Origin of the sequence: Bradyrhizobium sp. B117 (genome assembly GCF_038969555.1) — a bacterium.
In the GTDB taxonomy this organism is placed as follows: Bacteria; Pseudomonadota; Alphaproteobacteria; order Rhizobiales; family Xanthobacteraceae; genus Bradyrhizobium.
This window is the reverse complement of the sequence record NZ_CP152414.1, coordinates 7,141,035-7,154,646: the sequence shown is the minus strand read 5'-3', so window position 1 is coordinate 7,154,646 and position 13,612 is coordinate 7,141,035. Positions and strand designations below refer to the sequence as shown.

The 13,612-nt window shown below is 63.6% G+C and carries 13 protein-coding genes; 7 read left to right on the top strand and 6 right to left on the bottom strand.

Features of this window, described 5'->3' with window-relative positions; genetic code table 11:
- Nucleotides 1-385: 385 nt before the first annotated feature.
- On the top strand, nt 386-574 hold the full coding sequence (locus AAFG16_RS34635; RefSeq protein WP_342732561.1) for a hypothetical protein: 189 nt from the start codon (nt 386-388) through the stop codon (nt 572-574).
- A gap of 324 nt (nt 575-898) precedes the next feature.
- Here AAFG16_RS34635 and AAFG16_RS34630 read toward each other — a convergent pair whose 3' ends face one another.
- Nucleotides 899-2,056 (bottom strand): Spy/CpxP family protein refolding chaperone, encoded by a 1,158-nt coding sequence (locus tag AAFG16_RS34630; RefSeq protein WP_342732559.1) that lies wholly within the window; start codon nt 2,054-2,056, stop codon nt 899-901.
- 24 nt (nt 2,057-2,080) lie between these two features.
- On the opposite strand from AAFG16_RS34630, the gene AAFG16_RS34625 reads away from it, so the two are divergent.
- Nucleotides 2,081-2,323, top strand: coding sequence for a hypothetical protein (locus AAFG16_RS34625; RefSeq protein ID WP_342732557.1), 243 nt, complete (start codon nt 2,081-2,083; stop codon nt 2,321-2,323).
- 677 nt (nt 2,324-3,000) lie between these two features.
- On the opposite strand, the gene AAFG16_RS34620 is transcribed toward AAFG16_RS34625, so the two are convergent.
- From AAFG16_RS34620 to AAFG16_RS34610, 3 genes are all read right to left on the bottom strand, one after another.
- Entirely contained in the window at nt 3,001-4,188 is a 1,188-nt protein-coding gene (locus AAFG16_RS34620; RefSeq protein ID WP_342732555.1) for a 6-phosphofructokinase, read from the bottom strand.
- 90 nt (nt 4,189-4,278) lie between these two features.
- Nucleotides 4,279-5,424, bottom strand: coding sequence for a fructose-1,6-bisphosphatase (locus AAFG16_RS34615; protein ID WP_283080921.1), 1,146 nt, complete (start codon nt 5,422-5,424; stop codon nt 4,279-4,281).
- A gap of 637 nt (nt 5,425-6,061) precedes the next feature.
- On the bottom strand, nt 6,062-6,457 hold the full coding sequence (locus AAFG16_RS34610) for a hypothetical protein (protein ID WP_342732553.1): 396 nt from the start codon (nt 6,455-6,457) through the stop codon (nt 6,062-6,064).
- Between the two features lie 353 nt (nt 6,458-6,810).
- Between AAFG16_RS34610 and AAFG16_RS34605 the strand changes: the two genes are divergently transcribed.
- Nucleotides 6,811-7,542, top strand: coding sequence for a hypothetical protein (locus AAFG16_RS34605; protein WP_342732551.1), 732 nt, complete (start codon nt 6,811-6,813; stop codon nt 7,540-7,542).
- Between the two features lie 70 nt (nt 7,543-7,612).
- Here AAFG16_RS34605 and rocD read toward each other — a convergent pair whose 3' ends face one another.
- A complete protein-coding gene (gene rocD / locus AAFG16_RS34600; protein WP_342732549.1) occupies nt 7,613-8,827 on the bottom strand; it encodes an ornithine--oxo-acid transaminase in 1,215 nt (404 codons plus the stop codon).
- A gap of 223 nt (nt 8,828-9,050) precedes the next feature.
- Nucleotides 9,051-10,283, bottom strand: coding sequence for a cytochrome P450 (locus AAFG16_RS34595; protein WP_342732547.1), 1,233 nt, complete (start codon nt 10,281-10,283; stop codon nt 9,051-9,053).
- A gap of 106 nt (nt 10,284-10,389) precedes the next feature.
- Between AAFG16_RS34595 and AAFG16_RS34590 the strand changes: the two genes are divergently transcribed.
- The 4 genes from AAFG16_RS34590 (at nt 10,390) to AAFG16_RS34575 (ending at nt 13,557) form a co-directional block, all read left to right on the top strand.
- Nucleotides 10,390-10,932: a phosphonopyruvate decarboxylase gene (locus AAFG16_RS34590; RefSeq protein WP_342732545.1), complete on the top strand. Its 543-nt coding sequence runs from the start codon at nt 10,390-10,392 to the stop codon at nt 10,930-10,932.
- Nucleotides 10,929-11,519, top strand: coding sequence for a thiamine pyrophosphate-dependent enzyme (locus AAFG16_RS34585; RefSeq protein WP_283080915.1), 591 nt, complete (start codon nt 10,929-10,931; stop codon nt 11,517-11,519). The genes AAFG16_RS34590 and AAFG16_RS34585 overlap by 4 nt, the downstream gene beginning before the upstream one ends.
- A gap of 144 nt (nt 11,520-11,663) precedes the next feature.
- Complete coding sequence (locus tag AAFG16_RS34580) at nt 11,664-12,365, top strand: TetR/AcrR family transcriptional regulator (RefSeq protein WP_283087036.1); 702 nt, start codon at nt 11,664-11,666, stop codon at nt 12,363-12,365.
- Nucleotide 12,366: 1 nt separating this feature from the next.
- On the top strand, nt 12,367-13,557 hold the full coding sequence (locus AAFG16_RS34575) for an efflux RND transporter periplasmic adaptor subunit (RefSeq protein WP_283080914.1): 1,191 nt from the start codon (nt 12,367-12,369) through the stop codon (nt 13,555-13,557).
- Nucleotides 13,558-13,612 lie beyond the last annotated feature (55 nt).

The following is a 13,612-nucleotide window of genomic DNA, read 5'->3' as shown; positions in this document are numbered from 1 at the left end:
TCACAGTCTGCGCCAGATTGGATGTGGTGATCAGTGGCATCAACGATCAGCAGACGCGGCGGATGTACCCTTGCCTGTTGATCTCGAATGGCCCCGGCGCGCAATCGTCGGGGCCATTGTTGTGATCGGCGCGAAAGGGCTGGGGACCTCTGCCGAGCCTCCGCGCGCTTTATTGCAGCGAAAGGAGCGCCAAGGACGATCGTGGAATTCAATGCGTCGGGCCTAAATAGTTTCAAGTCCGGGCCGCGCGACTTAAAAGTCAGACGATTGCGCTATCATAGATTTACCGTCAAACACCGGACTATCACTCGTCAATTTGATCTGCGAAGCTGTGACAACACAAATGCGCTTGCAAACAAGCAAGCGCGAAGGGAGGAGGTCCGCAGTGGAGAAGGTGCGACGCTTGCGTGCGATGAGCTCACTGTGCCGCCAACAGGCCGCGTACAACAGCATGAACAAATGGAAGCTGCTCGCCGAAGCAGAATACTGGGATCACCTGGCCGATCTCGAGTTGTCGTCTCACTTCCAGCAATGCAACTCACTTGCAACGACGCAACCTCATTGGCTCGAATGAGACAGAGCATGATCGGGACCCGGAGGGCCGCGTTAGCGCAAGGTGCGCAGCGGTTTTCCGAGAAGATCATGCTCAAACAATATCCCAAAGCGCGATGACGATTCATCCTGATCTCATCGCGCCTTAGAGCAGCCTCAAGCGATCACAAGCACCAATGATGCCCGGCGGAAAACGATTTCCGCGTGGGATCAGAACGAGGCGGCTGCACTCTCACAGAGGCCGCGGCGGGGATAAACCTGGTCTCGTTGAGCGTTGAAGCAGAACGATTACGTCACCCGGCGTTGTTCGGGCGCTGAGCAAATTACAACGAGTGAACGCGTCCCTTCATTGACCTGCGACCTGTTGCAGCGTGTTGAAGCGCGCCTTCTGCTCGCTGCTCAGCGTGGCATAGAACTCGTCGAGGGCAGGTTCGACCAGCTTGGCGGCCGTCAGCATGGCCTCGAGCCGGCGCTGCATCGCCTCCAGCCGTCCGACCGGCGTCAGCGGTACATCGTTTGGGCAGGCCGCCTGCAGGCCTTCAACGCCCTTGGCTGTCGCGTCACTGAGGCGGTCGAGCGCCTCCTTCTGTTTGCCGGCGGGGTGGAGCACAGCCTCGATCCTTTGGATTGGCAACTGGGTCAGGCCGGATTTCGGATCGCCGCAGCCCTCGGCGTTGGCTTGCTGTTGCGGCGAGCGCTCGCCGACATTGGGACCGAGCGCGTTGAAGCTGGCCTGCTGCTCGTCACTGAGCGAGTTGTAGAAAGTCTCCAGTGCCGGCCGCACGATCTGGACGGCTTCCAGCGTCGCGCTGACGCGGTTCATCATCGCGCGCAGGCGGCCAGGCGGCGTCAGTGCATAGGTCTCCGCGCAGGAGTCCTTGAACACACCGGCGGCCTTGGCCGCCGCGGTCTTCAGCTCGTCGAGCAGTGCGCGTTGCTCCGGTGTCGGGCGCACGGCCCGCGCGATGTCGGCAAGCGGCCAGGCGGTCACGCCCTTGTCCGGTGTGCCGCACAATTGCTGTAGCGTTTGCGGGCTCACGCTGGCGCGCTGGCGAACGCGGCCGCCGCCGCCGGCTGGCGGGTAGTCCTGCGGATTGATGCTGGCATAGGCGGAATAGGGGTCGTCACCACCCCAGAACACGGTGTCGACGAAGTCGTCATACGCGTACGCCCAATAGCCGGGCTCGTAGGCATAGGACCAGAACGTGTAGTCGAAGATGTCGGAATAGGCATAAGGCCAGAACACGGGCCCAAGCCAAGCGACGAACACCGCGGGATGGCGATGTCGCCAGGCCTGCCGGGGAGCCCAGCCGCTCTGGCGGGTGGTGAGCGCCGCCTGGGCTTGCGCAGGCGCCTGGTCGCGGAAGCGCTCGGCAAACCGCCCGCGCTGGGCGGCCTGCGCAGCGGCCGCAATCGCCGGCGCCCGCCCGGTCGGAGCTTGCAGTCCAAGTCGCTGCTGGCGTGCCAGATCGGTTTGCTGAGCGCGCTGCTCACGGTCAAGCAAGCGGTTCTGCGTCTGGAGTGTCCGTTGCTGCTCGCGCAGCGCCCGGGCGCCTTCCGGTTTCTGCGACTGGAGTTGCTGCACGCGCTGCTGCAGGCGATCAATGCGGGTCTGGCGTTCCGTTGTCTGGCGCGACAGCATCTCGCGCTGCCGCTGCTGCACCATCTGCTGGCGCTGCTCGATCTGCTGCTGATGCCGTTGCGCGCGCTGATCGATCTGGTCCCGTCGCGACAGTTGCTCGCCCGCGGCGGCGGGTGCGCTGGGACGTGAAGGGGCGGCGATATGCGGCGCCGGCCGCGCTGTCATGGCCGGACGTTGCGGAGCTGCCGGTGTCCGATGAAATTCAGGCCGCGGCGCTGCGATGTGCGGGGCCGCCCGCGGCGGTGGTGCAGCGAAGTGGGGAGCCGGACGCGGCGGCGAGGCGATATGCGGCACAGGATGTGGCGCCATGGCCGGTCGCTGCGGCATGGCCGGGGGATGGAATGCCGGCGCGGCGGGACGTGCCATCGGCGGTGGGGCTGCCGGACGGGCCATGGCCGGCGGTGCTGCTGGCCGTGCTGCCGGCCCCGCGGCTGGCCCGCCCCTTCCATGTCCCTGGCCGGGTCCTTGGGCGAACGCGCCGACGCCCGTCGCCAGCATCGAGACACCAACCAAGACAGCCGTCAGGCCAACGCCACGCGGAAGCATGATCGTCGCTCCCAGCTCGTAATCGCCCACGACTTTCAACGGGCGGGTGGCGGAATCGTTCGTTGTCGGCCGCCGCCGGCATGCGGTCTTCCGACGCAGGCCAGCCTCAAGCGAAATCCTGCGTCAGGGTGGCAGCAAGCCGCTCCAGCGCCCAGTCGATTTCAGACGGCCGTCAGCGTGAGCCCTCTGCATTGACGTCCGCTTTCAGCGGCAGAACGGACATTGGTCGGACTTGCTGCTGGCTCGCCCGGTCCGGCACGCTAAGACGCGCGGTTGAGAAAGATCGGCAGCCCCTGCTTGTTGGCGTAGATGGGGCGGTAGCGCTCCGTGTTGTAGCTGCTCGCAACGTCCAATTTGCGCGGACCGCGCTTGGCGTCAGGGATGGGCACGAGGTCGTAGCGGCCCTCGACCAGCGCCGACATGAGGCCGGTCTTGCCTTCCAGCATGGCATCGTAGGCCATGTTACCGAAAGTCAGGGCCACAAGCTTGTCGATGAAATCCGGATCGCCTGATCGCAAATCGTAGGTGAGATCGGAGGTGATCGTCTCCTCGCCGGTGCGCTGCTTGATCTCGTCGGCAAGCGATTCCGCCACGTTGGCCTTCTTGCGGTGACCGTAGGCGTCAGGCTCGCCGTATTCCCGCAGCTTGTAGCCTTGCCACTGAGCTCCCTCGCTGAGCACGATCAGCGCGTAGTTGCTTGGATTGGCGCGCTTGTCCTCGATGAGCAACTGGATCAGCTTGTCGAGGTCGACCTTATACTCCGGTATGACGCATCGTATCGAGGTGGCATACGCGGTGTAGAGTGCCGTAAATCCGGCATCCCGGCCAAAGACGCGGAAAATGCCAATTCGCTCGTGCGAGCCGACGGTGGTGCGCTGCCGCTGGATGGCATCGCTGGCGCGGGTGATCGCGGTCGAGAAGCCGATGCAGTACTCGGTGTTGCGGACGTCATTGTCCATCGTCTTCGGGATGGCGATGATCTTGACGCCGAGTTCGTTGAGCTTGGCCGCATAACTGAGCGTGTCGTCGCCGCCGATGGCGATCAGGTGTTCGATGCCAAGTCCCGAAAGGTTAGCGAGCACCCGGCTGGTGAGGTCCCACGTCTTTGTCGCGATGCCGCCGTTGGTGCTCAGCGAGACCGGAACATCGTTGCCGACGAGATGATCGGGCAGCTTTTGTATTTTGGAGGGATTGAGGCGGCTCGAGTGCAGCACGGTGCCGCCGCGCCGGTCGATGGTTCGAGTGTTTTCACGATTCAGCGGGATGACGTAGTGGGACCTGCTGTTTGGGTCGTCGAGGTTCAGGTGCGTGAGGGCCTCCCAACCACGGCGCAGGCCGACAACCTCGATGTCGTCCTCACTGCCGCGATAAGTCACGCTCTTGATGACTGCATTGAGGCCGGCGACGTCGCCGCCGCCCGTGAGAATGCCGATGCGTTTTTTGGCCATATCCACCTCCCGGATCGGCATGTCGTCATAGCGCCTGCATCTGTCGATTGAACGGTGAACGTCGCTCCGGTTTCTGGTTGGAGGCGGTCGCTACTCGGCCGCTTCCGGCTTGCGGTCGTCGCGCAGTCGAAAGCGCTTCAGCAGTCCGGACACGGTGTCGCGGAAGCCGCCATATTCCAGTTCGGAATAGGGTAGCATGGCGGCGCCAGACCAGCCTTGGCTGCGCATCTCGATGGCCTTGCGCTGGGCGCGCCGGCGGACCTCATCCCATGCCGGGTTGTCGAAGAAATCGGTGTAGGACTCGGCAAAGCGGCCTTCCCTGTCGATCGAAAAGCCGACGCAAGAAACGATCGGCAGGCAGTACATGCCCGTAACGGACGTGTTGAGTGGCACCGGCATGAGCGGCATCACATGCGAGCCGCGTGCATCGCCGCCCACGAAGTGCGCTTTGGCGAACGGCGAGACTATTTCCTCCGGAGCTGGGAAAATCCCCTGGTTCCTGACGATCGCGACTGGATCATCCTTGCCGGTGTACTTGCCTGCGATCGCGTGGAGGCGCTGTGCCGAAACGGCCACGACGACCTCGCCATGAGTTCGAGAAATGATGCGATCGATGCCGAAGCGCTCGTTGTCGCGAAGCAGGGCGGCAATGTGGTAGCTGTCGGCGGGTGCGTCGAGCTCGAGTAGGCTGTCGCCGGCTGTGTTGTCCATGTCGATGACATGGAAACGGAAGCCCTTGATCATCGGAGGCAGCATCAGCCCGGCGCAGTACATGGGGTCGGCAAAGGCGAGATAGAGCGGCAGGTTGTAGGCGCCGGGGCCGCATTTGTCGGCCGCGAACACCATGAACGACTCCGCGGGTCGCACGCCGGAGAGGCTGTGGTCGAAGCTGAGCTCGGCGACGCCTGGGCCGGCGCCGCGAATGTTCCCGGAAGGCGCGTCGGCGAGAAGATCCTGGCCAGCGCCATAGAGCCCGGAGGTTTTCGCGACCGAGGTGGCCGCGAGGAACGCCTTCCAGGCCAGTTGATGGACCTCGGGGCTTCCTTCGCCCCGTGTGTGCGTCATGATGATCGCAATGTCGTCGCCGGTGTGGCAGATGAAACCGTCGATCAGCAGACCATTGCAGATCGCCTTGGCAACCTCGCCCTCGACAGCCGCGATCATGCGTGAAGACGGTTTCGTATGGCCGCCAACGGAGCCAACGTCAGCTTTGATGACTGAAAGAGTGAGTCTCATGAGCATTACTCCGATCCGCGCAGCTCAGCGCCTCCGCTCGGCGCTTGCTGCGCCGGGCACGGCGCTGCTCATTCGCGGACAAAACGCCCATCGCTCCGATAGGTTCCACGCACCCCATTCATCCGGTTGCCGGGATCATGCAGAGTTTTGCTTGGGACCATGCCTCACTATTCGCTGCGCCGCACGAGTCCGGTTCTAGCCGGGTCGCTAACTCGTTGTTGGCCGCAGCCGGTATTGCGGTCTTCCGACGCAGGCAGGCTCAAGAGCAGGCAGCCTCAAGAGAAGTCCCGCGTCAGGGTCGTGGCGAACCGCTCGAGCGCCCGGTCGATCTCGAGCGGCTATCCAGCTTGAGCCCAATTGCGGACAGGGTGCTGACGTCGGAAGACCTGGCAGGGCTATGCCGGCTTCTCGGAGATCGCGATCTTCTGCAACGACTGGTGGGGCAGGTCGGTGGACGAGATGCTGCGCACCTGCATCGAACGGTATCGGACGGTGGTGTAGGTCCCACGCGCGCTACCCTCACGGGCTTGCGACCTGTTGCAGCGTGTTGAAGGCGCGCCTTCTGCTCGCTGCTTAGCGGGCGGTACATTTCGCTATGTGGGTCGTCGAAAGGATCCGGAGCTACGATGAGGGTCGGCTATCTGCCGCTCTGAAAATGGGCTGCTATGACTCCGACGGAGAGAGCAAAGATGGTCCACAAAATGATTGTCGCTATTCCGTATTTAATCCGGTTTCTCGCGCGAGTGACCATCGTTTTCAAGTCGTCAGGGAGCGCCAGAGCAATATCGTCCTGTCCCCAAAATTGTTTTGCGTACCAGGGGCTTTGCAGCGCCGTGTAGAACCAAGGAAAATTCGCGCCGTCGAAACGACTTCCAACCAACTTATACGTCGAATAGGCCGTTCGCATGCATAGCAGCGCGGATAATATTCCGACTATCGGAATAGTAATGAACGACGCTCTTGAGATTTCTGTCCACACATCGCCCTGCTTCACGATCATCAAACCATCAACCGTGCCGTCTGGATTGCCCATTGTAGCAGGCACCCCCCATAACGTCAGCTTCTGGCCCCAAGGCGGACACGGCGTTCGTGCTACCCGAGGGGGCTAACGCGGCAGAAGGAATTCCCCTCATTTTCTTCAGTGCTGGGCAAGCAATCGTTAGGCAACAACCTGAAACTGCAATTGTCGTAACCGCCATTTTATTGGTCCATGCCTGAAAATCCCTGGGTAATCCTGTCGTGGGAAGGCCGATGTTTCAGGTTGACTACTCCGATCAAGCCGGGAGCGGCTCGGATCACGGCGCGACTGCTCATCGCAGAGAGAGTGCGGTGCAAGGTGCGGCCGGTGGGGGAGGCGGAGGGGAAGACAGCCGAGGAGACCCGTAAATGAAATTCGCCGGCGCCATGACGCGGGTGTTCACGGCATGCGCGATCGTCTTCGCGCTTGCGTCCTGCGAAAGGCCACCAGCGCCGCGCGGCCAGGGTCTTTGGAGTTATTGGAGCACGGACATGACTCCCGTGAAGATCACCTTCAAGCGAATGGAGCCGGTGCCCGGAGTCAAACTCCCGCCGGACATGGTGATTCCGCGCGCCTATATCAAATTCGCGTTGCCTTACAAATGGCCGACACCGAAAACGATGCCGGATGTGGCGACCGATGTAGATGCTCTGGTGCTCTTTCTCGCGCACGACACAGGCGAGCCGCTGCCGATCGCCGAACGCCGGATTGCCAACTCCGACCCGGATGACGTTGACCGGCGATTATACGCCTACTTCAACGTTTATTACGCTCCGACGAAGCGCGAGCCAGGATTCACTCAATATGAGAAGCCTCCTCCGCGGCCGGAGGCCTGGAAGCCAGGAATGCCGGTCGATGAAGATGGAATTGTGAGGGTGGAGTCGCCGAACGGCCTTTACAAGATCAGCGGGTGCAAAGTGAGCGGTGGCGAGCCACCGCGGCCGACATTGTTCTGCGCTTACTACGCTCGAATTACACCAAGAATAACGGTCGGCGCGAATTTCGCCGATTACCGCGCGATGGGCGGGCTGCCGTTCGCCGAGCGGGTTCTATCCGTGATCAAGAAAAAGTTGTGCGAGTTCAGCGATTGCTCAAACTGAAAATGTGAAAGCGGCTGCTTCCAGGCTCTTTCCGGATCTGGCGGCCATCCTCGTCCGACGCAGGCCAGCCTCAAGCGAAATCCTGCGTCAGGGTGGTGGCGAGCCGCTCCAGCGCCCAGTCGACCTCATCACTGGTGATCACCAGCGGCGGGGCGATCCGGATCGTGTGCTCGTGGGTATCCTTGGCGAGGATGCCCTTGCCCTGGAGTGCCTCGCAGTAGCGGCGTGCGCGCCCGGCCTCGGGATGCAGCTCGACCGCCAGCATCAAGCCGCGCCCGCGCACGTCGCGGATCGTGTTGGCACGAATGTCTTTCAGGCCTTCCAGAAAGCGCGCGCCCTGCCTGGCCGCGTTCTCGATCATGCCTTCCTCGACCAGCACGCGCAGCGCCGCGCGCGCGACCGCGCAGGCGAGCGGGTTGCCGCCGAAGGTCGAACCATGCTGGCCGGGCCTCAATGTCCCGAGCACGTCGTTGTTCGAGAGCACGGCCGACACCGGATAGAAGCCGCCGGACAGGGCCTTGCCGAGCAGCGTCACGTCCGCCTCGATTCCCTCGTGCTGTTCGGCGAGCAGCTTGCCGGTGCGGCCGAGCCCGGTCTGGATCTCGTCCAGCACCAGCATCACATTGTTGGCGGTGCAGAGCTCTCGCACCTTCGTGAAATAGCCGGCTGGAGGAATGATGACGCCGGCTTCGCCCTGGATCGGCTCGACCAGAAAGGCGACGGTGTTTGGAGTGATTGCCTCCTCCAGCGCCGCGGCGTCGCCGAACGGGATGATCTTGAAGCCCGGCGCGAACGGTCCGAAATGTGTGCGTGTCTCGGGGTCGGTTGAAAAGCCGACGATGCCCAGCGTGCGTCCGTGGAAATTGTTGGCGCAGACGATGATCTCGGCCTGACCGTCGGGCACGCCCTTCACCTCGTAGCCCCATTTGCGCACCGACTTGATCGCGCTTTCGACCGCCTCGGCGCCGCTGTTCATCGGCAGCACCTTGTGGGAGCCGGTGAGCGCCGCGATCTCCTCGTAGAACAAGGCGAGCTGGTCGTTGTGGAAGGCGCGCGAGGTGAGCGTCAGCCTGTGTGCCTGTTCGACCATCGCCGCCAGGATCTTGGGGTGGCAGTGGCCCTGGCTGACCGCCGAATAGGCCGAGAGGCAATCGAGATAGCGGTTGCCTTCGGTATCCCAGACCCAGACGCCTTCGCCGCGCGACAGGACGACCCCGATCGGCTCGTAATTACGGGCGCCAAAGCGTGCTTCTGTTGCGACGAAATCAATGACCGAGGAGCTCATCTGTCGTCACTCCCTTGCTGCGCCGGTGTCAACCGACGGCCCGGCTGCGCTCAAACTGATGTGGGTAGCAGCCTGCCCGCTCGGAAGCCTTGATGCGCCCGGTGGCGCGGCGCGGCCTGATTTGCCCGAAATGTCAGATGCTTCTGCGTGGCCACAGGGCATCGCTCGCCGATCCACACTCTACTGTGCATGGGGTTGTTTTCGACCTTTTTGTTTCGAGGCCTCACCCCATCGCACAGGGCACGCTCAAGAACCCGCGGAACCGCACCCGTCCGCCCCGCACCGGCTGGCCGTTGACGGCATAGTTCGGGAAGCGCGCCAGGAAGCGCGAGATCGCAATCGCCCCCTCCAGCCGCGCCAGCGCCATGCCGGCGCATTGATGCGCGCCGGTGGCGAAGGCGAGATGCCGGTTCGGCGTGCGGGCAACGTCGAAGCGCTCGGGGTCGGTAAACTGCGCGGGGTCGCGGTTGGCAGCGCCAATGCACAGCGTCACCGACGTGCCGGCCTCGAGCATGACGCCGCCGAGCTCGACCGGTTCGGTCGTCATGCGGTTGCCGAGCTGGTTCGAGCTCTCATAGCGCAACATCTCCTCGACCGCGGTCTTGATCAGGTCGGGGTTGTCGATCAGCCGCTGCTTCTGGTCCGGATTCCGGTCCAGCGCGACGAGGCCGTTGCCGATCAGGTTGGTCGTGGTCTCGTGGCCGGCATTGAGCAGGAAGATGCAATTGTGCAGCAGCTCCTTCTCGGTCAGCCGCTCGCCGTTCTCCTCACCGTTACCTTCTCCTTGGATCAGCCGCGTCAGCACGTCGCGCTCGGGATTGCCGGGCTTCGCGCGCCGGCGCGCCACCAGTGTTTCCAGATAGGCGAGGAAATCGGTCACCGCCTTGTTGCCGCGCGCGGCGACTTCAGGCGACACCACGGGTTCGAGCGCGCCAAGGATCGCAAGCGACCAGTCGCGCAGCGGCCCGCGTTCGTCATGGGGAACATCGAGCAGATTGCCGATCACCTCGATCGGAATGGAAGCGGCGAAGTCGTCGATGATCTCGCAATGGCCCTTGGCGGCGATGGCATCGAGCAGGCCGTCGACCAGCTTGACGATGTCGCCCTCCATGCCGGCGATCGCGCGCGGCGACAGCGCGCCCATGATCAGGCGGCGCACGCGGGTATGCGCGGGCGGGTCGTTGAAGACGAGGCTGGTGGTGTGGTGCTCGTAGAGCGGCGTGTCGCCGTATTTCGGCGCGAACTCGCGCTTCTTGTCCGAGCTGAAGGACTTCGTGTTCTTGTAGGTGGTGACGAGATCGTCATAGCGGGTCAGGAATACGGTGCCGTTGCGCAGGCGCTTGACCGGCTCGTTCTCCCGCAGTGCACGATAGGTCGGATAGGGATCCTCGTAGAATTCCGCCGTCAGCTTCTCCAGATCGAAGTTGGCCGCCAGTTCTTTCGCACTTGCGTTCATCCGCCATACTCGCCGGTTGAGACCGTTATGCTGTTTTCGCTCTTTCGAGCGGCTCGGCGCACCGTCTACAGTCGTGCCGTGATTTGCAAGCCGACCGGACAGGAAAATGCACGCCCGCACTGACGCTGCCGACACGGCCCCGAACTGGCCGGACGATATTTTCGCGACCTTGCAACGCTTCGACGTCCGGCAGGTGCCTTACGTGCCCGACGCCGGCCATTCGAAGCTGATCCAGCGCGTGTTGGCTTCGTCCACCATGCGCGGCATTCCGCTGACGACGGAGGAGGAGGGCGTGGCGCTACTCGCCGGCGCCTGGGCCGGCGGACAGCGCGGCGTCCTGCTGATGCAATCGAGCGGCATCGGCAATTGCATCAACATGCTCTCGCTGATCCCGATCCTGCGCTTTCCGTTCCTCACGCTCGTGACCATGCGCGGCGAGTGGGGCGAGTTCAATCCGTGGCAGGTGCCGATGGGGTCGACCACGCAGGGCGTGTTCGAGCTCTCCGGCGTCCAGGTGCTGCGCGCCGCGAACGCGGCCGAAGTGCCGGCCGTGATGGAGGCGGCCGCCGCGCAGGCCTACAACGCGCTCACGCCCAGCGCCGTCCTGCTGTCGCAGCGCCTGATCGGCGCCAAGGTGTTCACCAAATGACCAAAGCCAATCTCCTCGACCGCCGCCAGGTTGTCGCCGCGCTGCTGGCGAACCGCAAGGACGTCGTCGCGATCGGCGGGCTAGGTGCCTCCACCAACGACATCTGCGCGGCCGGCGACCACGCCCGCAATTTCTATCTGTGGGGCGGCATGGGCGGCGCCGCCATGATCGGGCTGGGCCTTGCGCTGGCGCAGCCCAAATTGCCGGTGCTGGTCATCACCGGCGACGGCGAGATGCTGATGGGGATGGGCAGCCTTGCCACCATCGGCCTGCAGAAACCGTCCAACCTGTCGATCGCAGTGCTCGACAACGAGGCCTATGGCGAGACCGGCGGCCAGACCAGCCACACCTCGGCCGCCGCTGACCTCGTCGGGGTCGCCAGGGCCTGCGGCATTGCCGACAGCCGGGCCGTGACCACCATGGCCGAGGTCGAGGCCTTCGCCAAAGCCGTCCACGACGTCTCCGCCGGGCCGCGCTTCGCCAATGTGAAGATCGACAACGCCAGCCTCGAGCGGATCCTGCCGACCCGGGACGGGACCTACATCCTCAACCGAATCCGCGGCGACCTCGGCTTCCAGCCCATCTAGGCCGGACCTCCTGATTCCGCTGCCATCGCCGGCCTGCACGCGCCCCGTGCAGGCCGCGTCGATTTCCACTGAATTTATAACGCATCTAGGTTGCGACGCAGCATTCTGCTTGACTTTTGCGTGGGTGAGTGCTTACTCACTAACATGAGCTCATTGCGAATGACGAGCGACCTGAGGCGTCAATTGATCCTCGGTGCCGCAAAACGCTGCTTTGCACGACATGGGTATAACGGCACCACGACCAAGAGCGTGGCGGCCGCCGCTGCCATTTCCGAAGCGCTGCTGTTCAAGCATTTCCCGTCCAAGGCGGCGCTCTACGCGGAAATCCTCAGCGACGAATGCGAAGCGGATCCGGCGCTGATCGATCTGCTCGAACGGCAGCCGTCGACGGCGACCCTGGTCGAGCTGATCCGCGGCATGGTTGAGCATTTCCTCGAGACCGCCGACGGGCCCGACCAGGAAGAGGCGCAGCGCCTGCGACTGATGGCCACGAGCCATCTGGATGACGGCGAATTCGCCCGTTTGCTATATGCCAAGATCGAGACGCTGATCGGCGCGGTGTTCGTCACCTCGCTCGAGCGCGCGGTGGGCGCCGGGGACGCGCGGCCATTCAGCGGCGATCCGCTCAACCTGTTCTGGTTCGCACATCACACGGTGATGATGGCGGCGCTGACCAGGCTGCCAGCCACGCCCTGTCTCGCCTACGGCAAGGCTGGTGATCTCGAGCGCCAGCTCTGTGAGTTTCTCCTGAGAGGTATCGGACTTAACGACGCCGCAATTGCTTTGCATCTGGGCCGCGCTTTGGCGCCGGGTGCCGGCAAGGCGGCGATTGCAGAAAGTGCATGACATGAACATCGTAGCTGAACACAAGATATCGGGCGAACCGATCGACAAGGCGCCGAAGCGGCCCGTGAAACCGGTCCGCTGGTTCATCATCGTCGGCCTGCTGCTGAGCTTGCTGGTCGGGGGGCTCGTCTGGTTCAACTATTTCCGCGGCCAGATGATCAAGCAGTTCTTCGCCAACAACAAGCCGCCACCGGTCGCCGTGAGCGCCGCCGAGGCGAAGTCGGAGGTCGTGCCGAACCTGCTCACCGCGGTCGGCAGCCTTGTCGCCGTGCACCAGGTCGACGTCAGCGCCGACGTCAATGGCCGCGTCACCGAGATCAAGTTCGAGCCGGGCGCGCATATCGAAGCCGGCACGCCGCTGGTGCAAATGTTCGACACGCCGGAGCAGGGCGACCTCGCCAATTACAAGGCGCAGGCGACCGTCGCGCAGCTGTCGCTCGACCGCGCCAAGCAGCTGGCCTCGCGCCAATTCGGTCCGCAGGCGACGGTCGATACCGCGCAGGCCGCTTACGATCAGGCGATGGCCGGCATCGCCAAGACCGAAGCGCTGATCTCGCAGAAGCTGGTGCGCGCGCCGTTCTCCGGCGATCTCGGCATGCGCAAGGTCGAAGTCGGCCAGTATCTGACGGCCGGCACGGCGATCGTGTCGCTGACCGATCTGTCGGAACTGTGGGCCAACTTCACGGTGACCGAAAAGGATTCCGGCAGCCTCAAGGTCGGCCAGACCGTTCGGCTGAAGGTCGACGCCTATCCGGGCCGCAGCTTCGAGGGCAAGATCACCACGATCGAGCCGCAGATCGCCACCGACACCCGCAACATCCGCGTGCAGGCGACGATCGCCAATCCCGAGAAGATCCTCAAGCCTGGCATGTTCGTGACCACCACGGTGGTGCTGCCGGACAAGCCGGCGGTGATCACCGTGCCGGAGACGGCGGTCGACTACACGCTGTACGGCGACTCGGTGTTCGTGATCACCGAGAAGAAGGCAGAGGACGGCAAGACCAGCCTCTCCGCGGTGCGCACCTTCGTGCAGACCGGCAACCGGGTCGATGGTCGCGTCGAGATCATCAAGGGCGTGAAGCCGGGCGACAAGGTCGTCGCCGTCGGCCAGCTCAAGCTGCAAACGGGCGCGCCGGTGTCGATTTCGACCGATCCGGCTCCGGCGATCCCGGCGCAGCCGCCCCGCTACTGACAACATCCTCGCGTGATCCGGCCCGGCCGGATCACGTTTCTTGAGACAAAGAAAT